The sequence below is a fragment of the Enterobacter cloacae complex sp. 2024EL-00227 genome, from assembly GCF_043945315.1.
Taxonomy (GTDB): domain Bacteria; phylum Pseudomonadota; class Gammaproteobacteria; order Enterobacterales; family Enterobacteriaceae; genus Enterobacter; species Enterobacter roggenkampii.
Map to the genome: position 1 here is coordinate 548,136 of NZ_JBIMQP010000003.1, position 16,138 is coordinate 564,273.

General features: G+C 53.3%; 19 protein-coding genes and 1 pseudogene. 13 read left to right on the top strand and 7 right to left on the bottom strand.

The genetic code is table 11. The features are described from left to right. Positions 1-19 precede the first annotated feature (19 nt). Positions 20-1,009 carry an arabinose ABC transporter substrate-binding protein AraF gene (araF, locus tag ACHH0Z_RS08380; RefSeq protein ID WP_008500409.1) on the bottom strand — a complete coding sequence of 330 codons (990 nt, stop codon included), beginning with the start codon at positions 1,007-1,009 and terminating at the stop codon, positions 20-22. A gap of 788 nt (positions 1,010-1,797) precedes the next feature. On the opposite strand from araF, the gene ACHH0Z_RS08385 reads away from it, so the two are divergent. Together ACHH0Z_RS08385 and ACHH0Z_RS08390 are read left to right on the top strand one after the other, a co-directional pair. Further along, positions 1,798-2,301, top strand: a complete 504-nt coding sequence (locus ACHH0Z_RS08385; protein WP_008500408.1) for a non-heme ferritin-like protein — start codon at positions 1,798-1,800, stop codon at positions 2,299-2,301. A gap of 156 nt (positions 2,302-2,457) precedes the next feature. Beyond that, positions 2,458-3,801 (top strand): anaerobic C4-dicarboxylate transporter, encoded by a 1,344-nt coding sequence (locus ACHH0Z_RS08390; RefSeq protein WP_008500406.1) that lies wholly within the window; start codon positions 2,458-2,460, stop codon positions 3,799-3,801. Positions 3,802-3,843: 42 nt separating this feature from the next. Here ACHH0Z_RS08390 and ACHH0Z_RS08395 read toward each other — a convergent pair whose 3' ends face one another. Next, positions 3,844-4,095 (bottom strand): DUF2766 family protein, encoded by a 252-nt coding sequence (locus ACHH0Z_RS08395; RefSeq protein WP_008500405.1) that lies wholly within the window; start codon positions 4,093-4,095, stop codon positions 3,844-3,846. Between the two features lie 107 nt (positions 4,096-4,202). Continuing rightward, on the bottom strand, positions 4,203-4,286 hold the full coding sequence (gene azuC / locus ACHH0Z_RS08400; protein ID WP_014884364.1) for a stress response protein AzuC: 84 nt from the start codon (positions 4,284-4,286) through the stop codon (positions 4,203-4,205). A gap of 234 nt (positions 4,287-4,520) precedes the next feature. Between azuC and yecR the strand changes: the two genes are divergently transcribed. Next, positions 4,521-4,859 (top strand): YecR family lipoprotein, encoded by a 339-nt coding sequence (gene yecR / locus ACHH0Z_RS08405; protein WP_021240460.1) that lies wholly within the window; start codon positions 4,521-4,523, stop codon positions 4,857-4,859. A gap of 203 nt (positions 4,860-5,062) precedes the next feature. Then, a complete protein-coding gene (gene ftnA / locus ACHH0Z_RS08410; RefSeq protein ID WP_008500403.1) occupies positions 5,063-5,560 on the top strand; it encodes a non-heme ferritin in 498 nt (165 codons plus the stop codon). Between the two features lie 36 nt (positions 5,561-5,596). Here the strand turns inward: ftnA and ACHH0Z_RS08415 are convergent, their stop codons facing one another. Then, entirely contained in the window at positions 5,597-5,938 is a 342-nt protein-coding gene (locus tag ACHH0Z_RS08415) for a hypothetical protein (RefSeq protein WP_045354288.1), read from the bottom strand. A 229-nt stretch (positions 5,939-6,167) separates the two neighbouring features. Here ACHH0Z_RS08415 and tyrP point away from each other — a divergent pair, with 229 nt between their 5' ends. Then, entirely contained in the window at positions 6,168-7,379 is a 1,212-nt protein-coding gene (gene tyrP / locus ACHH0Z_RS08420; RefSeq protein ID WP_395149512.1) for a tyrosine transporter TyrP, read from the top strand. Between the two features lie 33 nt (positions 7,380-7,412). Here the strand turns inward: tyrP and ACHH0Z_RS08425 are convergent, their stop codons facing one another. Continuing rightward, a complete protein-coding gene (locus ACHH0Z_RS08425) occupies positions 7,413-8,081 on the bottom strand; it encodes a YecA family protein (RefSeq protein WP_008500399.1) in 669 nt (222 codons plus the stop codon). Between the two features lie 424 nt (positions 8,082-8,505). Here ACHH0Z_RS08425 and ACHH0Z_RS08430 point away from each other — a divergent pair, with 424 nt between their 5' ends. The 5 genes from ACHH0Z_RS08430 (at position 8,506) to ACHH0Z_RS08450 (ending at position 13,512) form a co-directional block, all read left to right on the top strand. Beyond that, positions 8,506-9,627 carry a branched-chain amino acid ABC transporter substrate-binding protein gene (locus tag ACHH0Z_RS08430; RefSeq protein WP_023312277.1) on the top strand — a complete coding sequence of 374 codons (1,122 nt, stop codon included), beginning with the start codon at positions 8,506-8,508 and terminating at the stop codon, positions 9,625-9,627. Positions 9,628-9,726: 99 nt separating this feature from the next. Beyond that, the gene (locus ACHH0Z_RS08435; protein WP_008500397.1) at positions 9,727-10,641 is read left to right on the top strand and encodes a branched-chain amino acid ABC transporter permease; all 915 of its coding nucleotides are present in this window, start codon (positions 9,727-9,729) and stop codon (positions 10,639-10,641) included. A gap of 11 nt (positions 10,642-10,652) precedes the next feature. Beyond that, entirely contained in the window at positions 10,653-11,927 is a 1,275-nt protein-coding gene (livM, locus tag ACHH0Z_RS08440; RefSeq protein ID WP_025912272.1) for a high-affinity branched-chain amino acid ABC transporter permease LivM, read from the top strand. Further along, positions 11,924-12,799, top strand: coding sequence for an ATP-binding cassette domain-containing protein (locus ACHH0Z_RS08445; protein ID WP_045410507.1), 876 nt, complete (start codon positions 11,924-11,926; stop codon positions 12,797-12,799). The genes livM and ACHH0Z_RS08445 overlap by 4 nt, the downstream gene beginning before the upstream one ends. Next, positions 12,796-13,512, top strand: a complete 717-nt coding sequence (locus tag ACHH0Z_RS08450) for an ABC transporter ATP-binding protein (protein WP_045410509.1) — start codon at positions 12,796-12,798, stop codon at positions 13,510-13,512. Before ACHH0Z_RS08445 ends, ACHH0Z_RS08450 begins: the two co-directional genes overlap by 4 nt. 278 nt (positions 13,513-13,790) lie before the next feature. On the opposite strand, the gene ACHH0Z_RS08455 is transcribed toward ACHH0Z_RS08450, so the two are convergent. Next, the gene (locus ACHH0Z_RS08455) at positions 13,791-14,468 is read right to left on the bottom strand and encodes a DUF2076 domain-containing protein (RefSeq protein ID WP_045410510.1); all 678 of its coding nucleotides are present in this window, start codon (positions 14,466-14,468) and stop codon (positions 13,791-13,793) included. A gap of 151 nt (positions 14,469-14,619) precedes the next feature. Between ACHH0Z_RS08455 and ACHH0Z_RS08460 the strand changes: the two are divergent. From ACHH0Z_RS08460 to ACHH0Z_RS08470, 3 genes and pseudogenes are all read left to right on the top strand, one after another. Then, positions 14,620-14,859, top strand: a pseudogene (locus tag ACHH0Z_RS08460) (hypothetical protein); the annotation flags it as partial. A 144-nt stretch (positions 14,860-15,003) separates the two neighbouring features. Beyond that, the gene (locus ACHH0Z_RS08465) at positions 15,004-15,273 is read left to right on the top strand and encodes a hypothetical protein (RefSeq protein WP_052672947.1); all 270 of its coding nucleotides are present in this window, start codon (positions 15,004-15,006) and stop codon (positions 15,271-15,273) included. An 11-nt stretch (positions 15,274-15,284) separates the two neighbouring features. Then, a complete protein-coding gene (locus ACHH0Z_RS08470) occupies positions 15,285-15,551 on the top strand; it encodes a DinI family protein (protein ID WP_116311765.1) in 267 nt (88 codons plus the stop codon). 93 nt (positions 15,552-15,644) lie between these two features. Here ACHH0Z_RS08470 and ACHH0Z_RS08475 read toward each other — a convergent pair. Continuing rightward, a partial coding sequence (locus tag ACHH0Z_RS08475; RefSeq protein WP_395149513.1) for a tail fiber domain-containing protein occupies positions 15,645-16,138 on the bottom strand: 494 nt, incomplete at its 5' end.

A 16,138-nucleotide genomic window follows, 5' to 3' on the forward strand; every position in this document is an offset into this window, starting at 1 on the left:
GGGGCACAATCACCGCGTATTACTTCCCGCCCAGTCCTTTTTTCGCCAGCTCCTCTTTGAAGTTGTCGCGGGTGATGAGCACCACGTCGGTCACTTCGGTAAATTTCGGCGGTTCAGCCCCTTTGGTGACCCAGTTGTAAAGCATCTCGCTGGATTTATAGCCGTGAACGTCCGGGCTTGGCAGCAGTGAGCCGTAGAAGCCGGTGGCCTGCGCTTTGGACAGCTCGCTGACGGCGTCAACGCCGTTGATGCCAATCCCGATCACGTCAGGTGCCTTGAAGCCCTGACCTTCCGTCGCGCGCACGCCGCCCAGCACGGTGTTATCGTTCATGCCGACCACCAGCCAGTGTTTGACCTCCGGATGCTGAACCAGCATGGAGTTGGCGGCGTCGAAAGCGCCCGGGATATCGTTAGATTTGGTGGGGACTTTGTAGATTTGTTTTTCCGGGAAACCGGCCGCCTTCAGCGCGTCCATTGACCCGGTTGTACGACGACGCGCCGTGTCCAGCTCATCCGCTGTAATAGCCATCACTGCGGTCTCTTTGACGTCCCAGCCGCGTTTTTGCATCTCTTTATAGAGTTCCTGGCCCTGACGTTCGCCGATTTTTGTCGCGGCCATCATGACCAGCGGGACGCTGTCCATCGGCTTGCCTTTGGCGTTCACGAACTGATCGTCAACGGCAATGACCTTCATGTCGTAACCGCGGGCTTTTGCCGCGATGGCCGAGCCCAGCTTTGGATCCGGCGTACAGATAACGAAACCTTTCGCACCGCTGGCCGCCAGGCTGTCGATGGCGTTCAGGGTTTTCTCACCGTCAGGCACGGCGATTTTAATCACTTCAAAACCTAAATCTTTCCCGGCCTTATCGGCGAATTTCCACTCCGTCTGGAACCAGGGCTCTTCGGGCTGTTTTACCAAAAAACCGAGTTTTAAATTCTCAGCAATAGCGGATTGTGACATAACGGCAGCCAGACCGATGGCCGCCAACGCTTTAGTAAATTTGTGCATGGTAAACTCCAGCTTTAGCTTTCTTTTCTGTAGGGAATATGTGCGTGCTTCTTATTTAATCGGACTTAAAACAAGGCATTAGCGCTTACCTCGTTATAAGCGTTATTGCTGGTGATAGTTTTAGCGGGAAATTAATCATCCATAAGAGAGCCCCATCACACCGCAGAATTACAGTAATTGCGTACATAAATTCAGCGAAAAATGACATAAAAAAGGCAGTATTTGTCAGACAAATGAAATGAGGGTAAGCAGGATTATCCATAAGATTAGCTAAGATATCCCTGATGCCCCGGATCGGGCACGAGAACGCCGGACGTCAGAAAAGTGCAGTATGTTTTTCATCAAAAACGCCACACGCACTGAAAATTATTTACTCCACAGAATTTGATTTAGCGCAATTTTATTAATGCACCTGATATGCGGAATAATTAATCCTTGATTCATTTTTTTACGGAGCATTATTCCGGTTTAATATTCCCGAAAGAGTAACAGCATATCTCTTCGATAAAAAATGTTGATTATCAGAGGATTATCTAAACACCGATCTATGGCGAGCTAATTGTATTTCTGTACTATATTAAAGTTTGTAATGTATGGTAAACACAGCCAATTTAAGAGTTTTCTTAGACCAAAGACAAGGGTATGCTTATTTATATCGAACACAGGAAGTGAATTTCGGTCGACTTCGTTTACTGCAGAAAGCGTATTTCTGCTCTTTTTCTTCGTACTTGCCTGGTGCTCAGGTTAAGCAACGGACATCACGTCCCACCGTCAATAAGGATATGAGTATGGCTACCCAAACGATGATGCAAAAACTAAACGCGCAGATGAACCTTGAGTTCTACGCCTCCAACCTGCACCTTCACTTAAGTGCCTGGTGCGCTGAGAATAGCCTCACGGGCTCTGCCACCTTCTTTCGCTCTCAGGCACAAAGTAACGTCACCCATATGATGCGCGTTTTTAACTTCCTGAAAGCTGCCGGGGCAAACCCTGTTGTTAAAGCCCTTGATGGGATAAACGAGAGCTACTCTTGTCTGGAAGAACTGTTTCAGAAAACGCTTGAAGAGTATGAACAACGCTGCAGCACCCTCAACAAACTGGCCGATGAAGCCAAAGCGCAGCAGGACATTACGACGCTGAGATTCTTACGCGATATGGATAAAGAGCAGCAGCAGGATGGCCTGCTGCTGAAGACGCTGGCGGATGAGCTGCATAACGCGCAGCAGGCAGGCTTATGTCCAGAGCAAACCGACCGTCACCTGCTCGACATTGTGGCGGTGCAGCACCACTGAGTTTTTGGCCTGCTTCCGTCCCGGGGAGCAGGTCCCCTTCCCCTCTCCAACCTTCTGCTTTTGCTGAAATTTAACAAATCAGATCTGGCTCCCAATGATTAACCACACAACGTGTGATGATTTATTTAATTACATAATCATTGACGAGGGAGCATCATGATCACCATTGAGTTTGTTGTCATTCTCCTCTGCCTGCTGACGGGTACGCGTTTCGGCGGTATGGGGCTTGGGTTAATCAGCGGTATTGGTCTTTTTATTTTATGTTTCGTCTTTGGTCTGCAGCCGGGTAAACCGCCGGTTGACGTCATGCTGACCATCCTCGCGGTGATTGGCTGTGCCGCTACCCTGCAAACGGCGGGCGGTCTCAACGTGATGATGCAGTTTGCGGAACGTCTGCTGCGCAAACACCCGCAGCACATCACCCTGCTCGCCCCGTTTACCACCTGGATGCTGACCTTTCTGTGCGGCACCGGCCATGTGGTCTACACCATGTTCCCGATTATTGCGGATATCGCCCTGAAAAAAGGGATCCGCCCGGAGCGCCCTATGGCCGTGGCGTCGGTCGCGTCGCAGATGGCGATCACGGCCTCCCCCGTTTCCGTTGCCGTCGTGTCGCTGGTGTCCATCCTGGCGGCCCAGCATGGGATCGGCCACGCGTGGGGAATTCTGGAAATTCTCGCCGTGTCGGTTCCCGCTTCACTTTTCGGCGTGGCTATTGCTGCACTGTGGAGTTTACGCCGCGGGAAAGATTTGGCGGACGACATGGAGTTTCAGGAAAAGCTAAAAGATCCTAAGCAGCGCGAGTTTATCTACGGCGGAACAGAGACGTTAATGAATCAGCGTTTCCCAAAACAGGCCTACTGGTCCACGTGGATTTTCTTTGCCGGCATTGCCGTGGTCGTTCTGCTGGGGGCCTTCCCTGAGCTGCGCCCCGCCTTTGAACTGAAAGGCAAAATGACGGCGCTGTCGATGAACCTTGTCATCCAGATGATGATGTTAATTGCGGGTGCCGTGATGCTGATGGCCTGTAAGGTCAATGCCTCCGCGATTTCAAACGGCGCGGTGTTCAAGGCCGGTATGGTTGCGATCTTCTCGGTATTCGGCGTGGCGTGGATGAGCGATACCTTTTTCCAGGCACATCTCGACGAGTTAAAGCTGGCCCTGGAAGGCGTGGTGAAAAGCCACCCGTGGACATATGCGATTGTGCTGTTTCTGGTGTCAAAACTGGTGAACAGCCAGGCGGCGGCGCTGACGGCGGTGGCGCCGATGGGGTTGATGTTGGGCATCGACCCGAAAATGCTGATCGCCTTTTTCCCGGCGTCCTACGGCTATTTTGTCCTGCCGACCTATCCCAGCGATTTGGCCTGCATCGGCTTTGACCGGTCAGGCACGACCCGCATCGGTAAATTTATCATCAACCACAGCTTTATTTTGCCAGGGCTGATTGGGGTAAGCTGCGCGTGTGCCGCGAGCTACCTGCTGGTCCAGACGTTCTTCTGATAACATCAAAGGGCGACGCATGCCGTCGCCCATTTCCCTGCGTCAGTGGGACTCACCCTGCGGCGTGAATCGCAGCTCGATCAGCGCGATGGCCTTCTGGATCGCACGAAGCGTTACCGGGTCAGCGGCAGCAGGATGGCTGGCAAAATCGATGTTTTTCAGCTGGGTAGACATCTTCTCGCGCACTTCAACCGGCGCAATCACGTCCAGAACATCCAGGATTTGCTTGATAACCAGCTGGCAGGCGACAACGTCAGAGACCAGTTCCTGATCGGCGCTCAGGTTTTGTGACATGGGGTTTCTCCTTATTTAAAGGCCGCCATAGTATCAAAACATGCCTCCTGACATCTTCCCTTCAACGTCTGCAGGTATAAAAAAACCTGCCGAAGCAGGTTTTTTTATCAGAACATGGCGCCCGGCGGCACGTCTTTGAACGTGCGGCAGTAATTGGCCCACATACTTTTCAGGATTTTGCGCAGTTTCACAGTGATGCTCCATCAACTTGTTATACAACTTTATCGTCAATGCGCTTATAATATGACCACCATCACAAAAATCAATGTTTTTGTGATAGAAATCACAATTTAATCAGAGTGGGGTCTGATCGCGTTCACCATCGACCCGTTGCGAAGAGTGAGGGCAGATTGTCCGGCTATTCCAGCCATTGCGGCGGGCATCTGCGGGTACGATAACGTATTTCCATCCACTCAGAGCGAACCATGAAAAGAGTCATTGTAGCCGGCACACTCCTCCTGCTCGCGGGGTGCAGCATTAACCGCCAGGCTGAAGTCAGCAGCCTCGATGCGCCGAACGGCATCGTCCGCCTTAACTACGGTCAGGCAGCCCTGCAAAATGCGTATTCCGATGAGTATGTGAATAACGGTACGGCGGCAAAAGCGTGTCAGAGCATGGGGTATGCCACGGCCTCAGCCTATGGTCAGCCCATTAAAACCTGCACCCTCATTAGCGGCTCGTTGTGTCTGAACGAGAGCGTGACTATCCAGTATAAATGTATGGGTTATGCCGTTAACCCTAAGTCAAACAATCCGTGGTATTAATCCAGACTGCCAGCGCAGGCTGGCATTTTATTTCATTACGAACAAAAACAATTCTCATTAATAAATGATAAAATCGCCAATGCGTTTTATTCCCATTCGTATTTTAAATAAATAAAATAAATATTTTACGTTTTGCAAATAATTAAATAACAAATTATAGTGTCGCTCATTGTGAACCAGAAATAATAACCCGGAGCGCCACCATGCTGAAAACTGAAATGATCGACAAGCTCAACGCACAAATGAATCTTGAGCTGTATTCATCCCTTCTCTACCAGCAGATGAGCGCCTGGTGCAGCTATCACAGCTTTGAAGGCGCTGCCGCGTTTCTGCGTCGTCACGCGCAGGAAGAGATGACCCACATGCAGCGTCTGTTTGATTATCTGACGGATACCGGCAGCCTGCCGCGCATTGAAACCGTGGCATCTCCATTTGCTGAATATAATTCTCTCGATGAACTGTTCCGCGCCACCTACGAGCACGAGCAGCTGATCACCCAGAAAATTAACGAACTGGTTCATGCCGCGATGACCAGCCAGGATTATCCAACCTTCAATTTCCTGCAGTGGTATGTCGCCGAACAGCATGAAGAAGAGAAGCTGTTTAAATCCGTGCTGGATAAATTATCTCTGGTGGGGAAATCAGGCGAAGGTCTTTACTTTATTGATAAAGAACTTTCCACGCTGGATACGCAGAATTAATTTCAGCGCGGTGCGGGTTCCCTGCACCGCGTTAATTTACATACACCCAGCGCAGCTGGTGCAGCGCCAGTCGTGAGGATTCACGGCCTGGTAAAAATAGCGGTAGCTGGCCGTCTCCAGCGCAATACCCATCTCGAAAAACATATCCGTCAACCAGTCGACATTCGCTATGATCCACTCATCTTCCTGTAAGCCTTGTGCAAAGGTCTCATCCTCAGGATCAATAACCGAATAGATTCCCCAGGTGCCCATATCTTTTTCGCGGCGGGACTCCGGAAGTATCAGGGGCTGGTTCTGCCAGTGGATTATCCAGTGGCCATGGCACAACAGGTTGCCTCCACGGCTCCATGCCGCGGTAAAAGGATTCTCCTCCGCCATAAAACCCTCACTTTATTTGATAATTTATATTTATTGTTTACGTTACGCCGAAATGTTGCTCAGCAACATTGCCCTCATGTAGTAGGCGGAAGCCTATAAAGGGTCAGAGGAATATTAATGTGTAAAATATTCATTACACCACTTGTAACGGTGATTTGACGAGTTACAGCTTTTCCCTTACTCTGCGCCGCAGATTTTGTCGCGGTTAAGAAGCGTTGTAGAGGAAAGCGTGAAAAACAGAACTCTGGGAAGTATTTTTATCGTCGCCGGAACGACGATTGGCGCAGGAATGCTGGCCATGCCTCTGGCAGCCGCGGGCGTGGGATTTGGCATGACCCTGCTGCTGTTGGGGACGCTCTGGGCGCTGATGTGCTACACCGCCCTGCTGTTGCTTGAGGTTTACCAGCATGTGCCCGCCGATACCGGTCTGGGTTCCCTCGCGGCGCGCTACCTGGGACGCTACGGCCAGTGGATAACCGGCTTCAGCATGATGTTCCTGATGTACGCCCTGACCGCCGCCTACATCAGCGGGGCCGGGGAGCTGATCGCCTCAAGCGTTAACGACTGGTTTGGCTCTGACATTACCCCGGCGACGGGCGCCATCTTCTTTGCGCTCATCGGCGGCGGCGTGGTCTGTGTGGGAACATCGCTGGTCGATCTGTTTAACCGTTTCCTGTTCAGCGCCAAAATTCTGTTCCTGATTGTCATGCTGGTCCTGCTGGCACCGCATGTTCATCAGGTCAATCTGCTGACGCTGCCGCTGGAAAAAGGGCTGGCGCTTTCCGCCATCCCGGTCATTTTCACCTCGTTTGGCTTCCACAGCAGCGTGCCGAGCATCGTCAGCTATATGAACGGCGATATTCGCAAGCTGCGCCGGGTCTTTGTTATCGGCAGCGCGATCCCGCTGATTGCCTACATTTTCTGGCAGCTAGTGACCCTGGGCAGCATCGACGCTTCAACCTTTATTGGCCTGATGGCACAGCACGCAGGCCTGAACGGTTTTCTGCTGGCGCTGCGCGAGGTCGTCACCTCCCCGCACGTGGAGCTGGCGGTACACCTCTTTGCCGACCTGGCGCTGGCTACCTCGTTTCTGGGCGTGGCGCTTGGCCTGTTTGATTATCTGGCCGACCTGTTCCAGCGCCGCAATACCGCCGCAGGACGATTACAGACCGGGGCCATCACCTTCCTGCCGCCGCTGGCCTTTGCGCTGTTTTATCCACGCGGGTTTGTGATGGCACTGGGGTATGCGGGGGTGGCGCTCTCGGTCCTTGCCCTGCTCCTCCCTTCCCTGCTGGCGTGGAAGAGCCGCCAGCAGCATCCGCAGCAGGGTTACCGCGTGGCGGGGGGAAAACCGCTGCTGTGCATTGTGTTTGGCTGTGGGGTAGTGATTATTCTGGTGCAGGTGTTGATTGCAGCCGGGATGCTGCCGGAAGTGGGTTAATAAAAAAAGGGGCTGTCATCAGCCCCTTTTTTATCAGTGCAAACAGCAGCTCTTGAACTTCTTCCCGCTGCCGCAAGGACACGGATCGTTACGCCCAACCTTCGTGCCGTTCACCATCGGCTTCTTCACCTCCGGCTGCTGCGGATTGTTCACCCAGTAGTTATACAAGCGCAGCGCCGCAGGCTGAATACGTTCAATGCTGGCGGTATATTCTTCTTCGGTCAATTCATCCAGCTGGTCGCCGATCTCTTCGCTACCGTGCAGCGCAATCACATCCAGATCGGCCTTCAGCTCGTCCGGCAAGGCTGACCAGTCCGTCAGCGCCACGCCGCGCATGTAGCCGTAGCACCACTCTTCCACCACGGTATAGCTCTCACCGTCAATGTCGTTATAGCCAAACATCGGTTCAAACTGGTCCGGATATTCGCTCAGGCGCTCGGCAATATCGTTCATATGCTTAAAGCAAAGATCGATAAAACGGTTCATCTCGCGATCGTTTTTCCAGCGCGGAATGTATTTCTCGCCACCCCACACCGCCACCAGCCAGGTATCTGGCTCAACGACAACAGGACCGGAAAGCACTGCGGTAAACATGCCGTCCAGTTCAGACACGTCAAGCACGGACGCATCGTCATGACCGTAAGAGATTAACGTCTCTTCAAGCCACGCCATTTCGCTTTCATTTAATGGGCCTTCAGTCATCGCTGACACTCCTGATAAAAAGGAAACGATCCTAACACATATCTCACGCCTCTCCGGGCTGAAGTTTAGGTCTTTATTGCTGCAAAAACGTGCAAATCGTGACCTTTGCACAACTTATGGGCTTTATTGTTAACGATATGTGATCTCCGCTGTAATTTCTTCTCCTCCCGCAAGGCGGCATAACGCGGCGCTCTATACTCAAACATGTCACAGGCCCGTCAATGGGTTAACCATTCTGGCAACGTTTTTGCTTAATGTTCTTCGCGCGACGCTGCGCAGGGAAACCTCGCCGTATATGCAGGATGCCGTCTGTATCTTGTTCGTTTAGTGCATTTTGTTCTTGCTCGTGTTTCGGATTGGCTGCGCCGTCGGGCGTTCGGGTTTACGCCGTGGTGCAAAAACCTCTTTGCTAAGGAACATAATAATGTCGCTGAAATTTATCAGAACTCCGCTTTCTCTCGTGTTGGCCGGTTGCCTGGTGACGGCGTTTTCCGCCAGGGCAGATATCGTGATTGGCGTGGCCGGGCCGTTCACGGGTCCTAATGCCACCTATGGCGATCAGTACTGGCACGGCGCAACGCAGGCCGCTGAAGACATTAACGCCGCCGGCGGCATTAACGGCGAGAAGATCAAACTGGTTCAGGGGGATGACGCCTGCGAGCCTAAGCAGGCGGTGGCGGTGGCCAACCGCTTAGTCGACCAGGATAAAGTCAACGCCGTGGTCGGTCATTTCTGCTCCTCTTCCACCATGCCCGCCTCCGAGGTTTACAGCGATGCGGGGATCATCGCTATTACCCCCGGTTCAACCAACCCGCTGATTACCGAACGCGGCATGAGCGACATGTTCCGCATGTGCGGCCGCGATGACCAGCAGGGCCAGGTGGCCAGCGACTTCATCATCGACAAGCTGAAAGCCAAACGGGTGGTGATTATTCACGATAAAGACACCTATGGTCAGGGCCTGGCTGACGCCACCAAAGCGGCGCTGGCGAAACGCGGGGTTCAGGATGTGATGTACGAGGGGTTATCCCGCGGTGAAAAAGACTTTAACGCGCTGGTCACTAAGATCGGCGCGCAAAAACCGGACGTCGTGTTCTTCGGGGGCTGTCATCCGGAAGCCGGCCCGCTGGTTCGCCAGATGCGTGAGCAGGGCGTGCAGGCGAAATTCTTCTCCGGGGACTGCATCGTCAACGAGGAGATGGTGACCGCGGCGGGCGGCCCGCAATATACCAATGGCATTTACATGACCTTCGGTAAAGATCCGCGCCTGATCCCGGACGGCAAAGCGGTAATCGAGAAATTCCGCGCCGGTAAATTCGAGCCGGAAGGTTACACGCTTTATTCCTATGCCTCGGTACAGGCGATTGCAGCGGCCTTCAAGGCCACCGGCGGCAAGGATTCTGCCAAAGCCAGCGAGTGGCTGAAGGCCAATTCCGTCGACACGGTGATGGGTAAAAAAGCCTGGGACAGCAAAGGCGATCTGAAGGTCTCTGACTACGTGGTTTACCAGTGGGACGACAAAGGAAAGTATAAGGAAGTGCAGTAACGGGACGGAGTCACGCTCAACGTCGATGGGCTCGCCCGTCGGCGCGTAATAAACATCAGGCTGCGCGGCTCGCGCAGCCTATAAAACGAGCGCGCTAAAATGAGTACATTCTTCCTGCAACAGTTAATCAATGGCTTAACGCTGGGTTCCGTCTACGGCCTGATCGCCATCGGCTACACCATGGTGTACGGCATTATCGGCATGATTAATTTCGCCCACGGCGAAGTGTATATGATTTCCGCCTATCTCTGCGCCATTGGCCTGGCGCTGCTCTCATTCTTCGGCCTGCAGTCCTTCCCGCTGCTGATCCTCGGCACGCTGGTGTTCACCATTGTGGTCACCGGGGTGTACGGCTGGACCATCGAGCGTATCGCCTACAAGCCGCTGCGCAACTCCACGCGCCTGGCACCGCTGATCTCCGCCATCGGGATATCGCTTATCCTGCAAAACTACGCGCAGCTGAGCCAGGGCCCGCGCCAGCAAGGGGTACCGACCATGCTGGACGGCGTGATTCGCCTGCATCTGGGCGAAGGGTTCGTGCAGATAACCTACACCAAAGTGTTTATTCTGGTGGCCTCGTTTGCCGGCATGCTGGTGCTCACCTGGATAATCAACCGTACCCGGCTGGGGCGGATGTGCCGTGCGGTGCAGCAGGATCGCAAAATGGCCTCCATTCTGGGGATTAACACCGACCGGATTATTTCGCTGGTCTTCGTCATCGGCGCGGCGATGGCGGGCCTGGCGGGGGTGCTGATCACCATGAATTACGGCACCTTTGATTTCTACGTCGGGTTCGTGATCGGCATTAAAGCCTTCACGGCGGCGGTACTGGGCGGCATCGGTTCCCTCCCCGGCGCCATGCTCGGTGGCCTTATCCTGGGCGTGGCGGAAGCGCAGTTCTCGGGCATGGTGAACTCGGACTATAAAGATGTCTTCTCGTTTGGCCTGCTGGTGATGATCCTGATTTTCCGCCCTCAGGGGCTGCTCGGGCGCCCGATTGTGGCCAAAGTGTGAGGGAGATAATGATGACATCACACGGTTTTTCACTTAAACGCTGCATTCTGGACGCGATTTTCTCCGGGCTGATTGCGCTGATTATCTTCGGCCCCATTGCAGGCGTGGTGCTGGACGGGTACAGCTTTACCTTCGCCGGGCAGCGCCTGGCCTGGATGGTCGGTATCGTCATGGCGGGGCGTTTTCTGCTGAGCGCTTTTTTAGGTACCGCTGCCGGGGCCCGCTTCCAGGCGCGCTTCGAGGCCGATAGCGCGGGCGTATATGTCCGCCCCCCGGAATATAAAAGCCGCATGCGCTGGATTATTCCTCTGGTGATTACCCTTGCGATTTGCTTTCCGTTTGTCGCCACCAAGTATGTTCTGACCGTCGCCATCCTCGGGCTGATCTACGTGCTTCTCGGTCTGGGGCTGAACATCGTCGTGGGCCTGGCCGGTCTGCTGGATCTGGGGTATGTCGCGTTCTATGCGATTGGTGCGTACGGCCTGGCGCTGGGATACCAGTATCTCGGCCTGGGCTTCTGGAGCATGCTGCCGCTCGCGGCAATCATGGCCGCCGCCGCAGGTGCCCTGCTCGGCTTCCCGGTACTGCGCATGCACGGTGACTATCTGGCCATCGTCACCCTCGGCTTCGGGGAAATCATTCGCCTGATACTGAACAACTGGCTGACCTTCACCGGCGGCCCCAACGGCGTGTCTGCCCCTCCCCCCACCTTTTTCGGTCTTGAGTTTGGGCGACGCGCAAAAGAAGGCGGCGTGCCCTTCCACGAGTTTTTCCACCTGACCTACAACCCGAACATGAAGTTTATCTTTATCTACGCGGTGCTGTTTCTGGTGGTGATGCTGGTGCTTTACATCAAGCACCGCCTGACGCGCATGCCGATTGGTCGGGCGTGGGAAGCCCTGCGCGAAGACGAAATTGCCTGCCGCTCAATGGGGTTAAATCATGTTCTGGTTAAGCTTTCCGCCTTTACGCTGGGCGCGTCCACCGCAGGCATTGCCGGGGTGTTCTTCGCCACCTATCAGGGGTTCGTGAATCCGACCTCCTTTACCTTCTTTGAATCGGCATTGATCCTCGCCATTGTGGTGCTGGGCGGTATGGGCTCGACGCTGGGCGTAGTGCTGGCCGCCTTTGTGCTCACGGTAACGCCGGAGCTGCTGCGCAGTTTTGCCGAGTACCGCGTCCTGCTGTTTGGCATGCTCATGGTGGTGATGATGATCTGGCGTCCACGCGGTTTGATCCGCATTAACCGCAGCGGGTTTGCCGTGCGTAAGGGCGTCGCACCATGAACGAAACGATATTACGCGTTGAGCATCTGATGATGCATTTTGGCGGGATTAAGGCGCTAAACGACGTCAACCTGGACGTGCAGCGCGGCTCCATTACCGCCCTGATTGGCCCCAACGGGGCGGGAAAAACAACCGTGTTTAACTGCCTGACGGGGTTCTACAGAGCCTCCGGCGGCAACATTTTGTTTAATACCCGCCATAAAACGACCAACGTGATTCAGGTCCTCGGGCAAAAATTCCAGCCCGGCGACTGGATTAACCCCGCGCAGTTCGGGCAGCGTCTTTTCTACAAAATGTTCGGCGGAACCCACCTGGTCAACCGTGCCGGGCTGGCGCGCACGTTTCAAAATATCCGCCTTTTTCGCGAGATGTCGGTCGTGGAAAACCTGCTGGTCGCGCAGCATATGCGCGTTAACCGTAATCTGCTCGCCGGGATCTTAAATACACCGGCATACCGGCGTGCGGAAAGCGACGCCCTGGACAGAGCCTTCTACTGGCTGGAAGTGGTGGATCTGGTGGAGTGCGCCAATCGCCTGGCGGGAGAGATGTCATATGGCCAGCAGCGGCGACTGGAAATCGCGCGGGCAATGTGCACCGGGCCGGAAATGATCTGTCTGGATGAACCCGCCGCGGGGCTTAACCCGGTTGAAACGCACAAGCTGAGCGGCATTATTCGCTTTCTGCGGGATCATCACGACATCACGGTATTGCTAATTGAGCATGATATGGGGATGGTGATGGACATTTCGGACGACATTATCGTGCTCGACCACGGCGATGTGATTGCCAGGGGGAAACCCGAGCAGATCCAGCATGATGAAAAGGTCATTGCCGCCTACCTGGGCACGGATGAAAGCGAGGTCACCCTATGAGCGAACCGCTGCTGGCTTTTCGCGATGTGGATGTGTTTTACGGCGTCATTCAGGCGCTGAAGCAGGTCTCTCTTGAGGTGAATAAGGGGGAAACCGTGGCGCTGATTGGCGCAAACGGTGCGGGTAAATCGACATTGCTGATGTCCATCTTCGGCCAGCCCCGTATCCGCAGCGGGCAGATCCTGTTCTGTGGTGAAGACATCAGCCATCAATCCACCCACTACGTTGCGTCCGGCGGCATTGCGCAGGCACCGGAAGGCAGACGTATCTTCCCGGATATGACTGTGGAAGAGAACCTGCTGATGGGGACCATTCCCATCGGCAATCAGTTTGCGGCTGAAGATATGCAAACCATGTTCGACCTTTTCCCTCGCCTTAAGGAGCGACGTAAACAGCGCGCGATGACCATGTCCGGCGGAGAACAGCAGATGCTGGCGATCGCCCGGGCGCTGATGAGCCGTCCAAAGCTGCTGCTGCTGGATGAGCCCAGCCTGGGCTTAGCCCCGATTGTGGTGAAGCAGATCTTCCAGACGCTGCGCGAGCTGGCCCGCAGCGGTATGACCATTTTTCTGGTGGAGCAGAATGCGCACCATGCGTTGAAGCTGTCTGACCGCGGGTATGTGATGGTGAACGGACAGATCCGGCTGAGCGGCAGCGGTGAGGAATTGCTGGGGAATCAGGAGGTGAGGAAGGCGTATTTGGGCGGGGTGTGATTTGATATCTGCCAAATGGGCTGATTCCATGATGGATCACTTCGGCACATACGGGATAGAAAAATTGGAGGATACGTTAGTCGATATCGCCTTATTATTTGGATTGCTTCCGGCAATTCTTACAGGTTTGTTAGTAAGAAAAATAGTAAAAAGAATGTGATTTATGAGCCTTCAGGCTTAGCCTCGAAGGCTTTTTTGACCCGGAAAAGCAAAACCCCGAAAGTTGGATACCCAACTTTTAGGGTTAACTTCATTTCGATGGTGACACGATAACGTCGTTAAATAAAACTGTCGTCGTCATTGCTGTAGTCGTCATCTACATCGTCGTTCTGCCAGATGTCGTTATTACTGCCGAACGGATCGTTCTGGTTGAGGAAACGGGTGTCAGAGACGTTATTAACATCGCCGTATTGATTACCGACAAACGGTTCACCACCGACGGGCATTGTCGGCTCTTCGATGATGTTCACGATCTCTTCCGGCCGCGACTGATGGAACATGCTGGTAAGCATCTCGGCAAGCGCTATGCCACCGGCCACGCCAGCGGCTGTCTGGAGCGCGCCAGCCATAAAACCGCCGCCGCGAGTAGCAGGCGCTGGCGCCCGAGAGTAATCCTGCGCCGGCGGCTGTTGCGGCTGGGCATTCCAGCTGTTGTCAGGCTGCGGGTTACTTTTCCCGCCACCAAACAGGCCGCCGAGGAAGCTGCCGCCCGTCGAGGGTTTGCTTTTTTGCGCGGCTAATTCGCTTTCAAGCTCCTGAACACGGGCCTGCAGGCGTTTCAGCGCCGCTTCCTGAATCAAAATCGACTGCGCCATATAGTAGGGGGCCGCAGGCTGCTGCCTGACAAATTCAGCGATCTGACGCTCCGCATCTGCATCCCGTTGGCTGTTTTGTTGTCCGGCCTGTTTAAGACGCTCGAAAAGGCCGTTGATAAGCTGCTGTTCTTCATATTGCATGACAATAACCTTCCGCTCTCCAGGGTGGATACCAACCAGCTTATCAGCAGCGGCAACCTGTGTCTGGCGAGTGAAATGTTTGTTTAAGATTGGTTGCAGGTTAGCTGAAAATCGCCCTGCTTTCCGGGCTTGATATTAGAGAGTTAGGCTTAACGTTCTGGTATGGCAGCAAATATCCGGGCACAGCACAATCGTGATGACGATGAGATACGCTCACTTCGCGCTAAACTGGAGGCACAAAAAAACCACCTTTCGGTGGTTTCACGACACTGCTTATTGCTTTGATTATTCTTTGTTTCCCATGGTAGCCGGAGTGGGACTTGAACCCACACAGCGCGAACGCCGAGGGATTTTAAATCGTGCGCTTTCTCAAGCAATATCAATGGGATAGCGCGCTTTTTCATAACATCAACGGTTATCCCCTCCTTTATCATTCAGTTACTTACAGTAAGAGAATAGCCAATATTACGTATCCATTGACCATATCTCTGATCCGATTTACTGTGTATGCATCCAGCATAAAAAGGATTGTTTTATGGCAACCGCAAAAGAGTCGAATGCAGGAGCAATGCCTGAGTTAACTGATTTTGCTATCAATTACTGCGCGCTCACTGAGCATGTTCTGTTACACGCAAAATTCACAGACACTATGGCTTCTGTCCCGTCATGGCCGTCTGTGCAATTCCCTGATCAAACGATCTGTTTATCCCGTAGGCAAGCTGAAAATCTCCTGCGTGAACTAAAGAAAGCCGTCGATTACATAGATGCTGGAATTGAGCATCCTTCCATTAAATTCATCGACTAAAAGGTGTGTTTATGTTCGTTGAACTGGTTTATGACAAGCGTAATGTTGGGGGGCTCGAAGGGGCCAGAGAGATCATTCTGGCCGAGCTGACGAAGCGGGTGCACCAGATTTTCCCTGATGCCGAAGTGAAGGTGAAGCCGATGCAGGCGAACGGCCTGAATAGCGATGCAAGCAAAAGCGATCGGGAAAAACTGAACCGCATGCTGGAGGAAATGTTTGAAGACTCCGATTTGTGGTTGGTTTCTGAGTTACCGACCGTTCGTCAAGTTGGCCTATAAATCTTGTTCGGATCGTATTCCCGGATTTTGCTCGGGCATGAACACTCAGAAACCATCCGCTGTCCATCGTATGCAAGAATGGGCGGCGTTTTCTCAGCTTCCAGACTGCAACGCTTCGACCTGTTTCTTTAAATCTTCAATTTGGTCCATCAATGCCAAGATAGCTTCGTGATGCAGAGCGGCGGCCACACCAGCTGTATCCGGGAAAAGAACGTCTTTCACCACTTCTCCATCTGGCAGAGTAAGGCTAAAGCCGTTAGTCTTTACAGCGTCAGGGAATACCTCCTGAATCTCCTGAGCGATCATTCCAATACCAAATTCACCACTATCTTTGCGATACCACGTCACTCCTCTGATTTTCCTCATTTTTTCGAATGGATTCTCAATACGGTTAACATCGCGCTTGATACGAATATCAGAAGCACTGGTCCATGATCCATTGTTAGCGAATGCCGAACCTCCATAGTTAAATGAGAAAGATGCGGTTAAATTTCCGGAAGATGATAAATGTCCAATCTGGTATGAAATATCCGATGTAAGCCCGCTATAAAAACACCCTGCAGCTACACCTGGATAAACATACCTGT

Excerpts from the sequence above, each read along its gene's own strand:
- araF (WP_008500409.1), bottom strand. The coding sequence starts at position 1,009 with ATGCACAAATTTACTAAAGCGTTGGCGGCCATCGGTCTGGCTGCCGTT.
- ACHH0Z_RS08385 (WP_008500408.1), top strand. The coding sequence starts at position 1,798 with ATGGCTACCCAAACGATGATGCAAAAACTAAACGCGCAGATGAACCTT.
- ACHH0Z_RS08390 (WP_008500406.1), top strand. The coding sequence starts at position 2,458 with ATGATCACCATTGAGTTTGTTGTCATTCTCCTCTGCCTGCTGACGGGT.
- ACHH0Z_RS08395 (WP_008500405.1), bottom strand. The coding sequence starts at position 4,095 with ATGTCACAAAACCTGAGCGCCGATCAGGAACTGGTCTCTGACGTTGTC.
- yecR (WP_021240460.1), top strand. The coding sequence starts at position 4,521 with ATGAAAAGAGTCATTGTAGCCGGCACACTCCTCCTGCTCGCGGGGTGC.
- ftnA (WP_008500403.1), top strand. The coding sequence starts at position 5,063 with ATGCTGAAAACTGAAATGATCGACAAGCTCAACGCACAAATGAATCTT.
- ACHH0Z_RS08415 (WP_045354288.1), bottom strand. The coding sequence starts at position 5,938 with ATGGCGGAGGAGAATCCTTTTACCGCGGCATGGAGCCGTGGAGGCAAC.
- ACHH0Z_RS08425 (WP_008500399.1), bottom strand. The coding sequence starts at position 8,081 with ATGACTGAAGGCCCATTAAATGAAAGCGAAATGGCGTGGCTTGAAGAG.
- ACHH0Z_RS08430 (WP_023312277.1), top strand. The coding sequence starts at position 8,506 with ATGTCGCTGAAATTTATCAGAACTCCGCTTTCTCTCGTGTTGGCCGGT.
- ACHH0Z_RS08435 (WP_008500397.1), top strand. The coding sequence starts at position 9,727 with ATGAGTACATTCTTCCTGCAACAGTTAATCAATGGCTTAACGCTGGGT.
- livM (WP_025912272.1), top strand. The coding sequence starts at position 10,653 with ATGACATCACACGGTTTTTCACTTAAACGCTGCATTCTGGACGCGATT.
- ACHH0Z_RS08445 (WP_045410507.1), top strand. The coding sequence starts at position 11,924 with ATGAACGAAACGATATTACGCGTTGAGCATCTGATGATGCATTTTGGC.
- ACHH0Z_RS08450 (WP_045410509.1), top strand. The coding sequence starts at position 12,796 with ATGAGCGAACCGCTGCTGGCTTTTCGCGATGTGGATGTGTTTTACGGC.
- ACHH0Z_RS08455 (WP_045410510.1), bottom strand. The coding sequence starts at position 14,468 with ATGCAATATGAAGAACAGCAGCTTATCAACGGCCTTTTCGAGCGTCTT.
- ACHH0Z_RS08465 (WP_052672947.1), top strand. The coding sequence starts at position 15,004 with ATGGCAACCGCAAAAGAGTCGAATGCAGGAGCAATGCCTGAGTTAACT.
- ACHH0Z_RS08470 (WP_116311765.1), top strand. The coding sequence starts at position 15,285 with ATGTTCGTTGAACTGGTTTATGACAAGCGTAATGTTGGGGGGCTCGAA.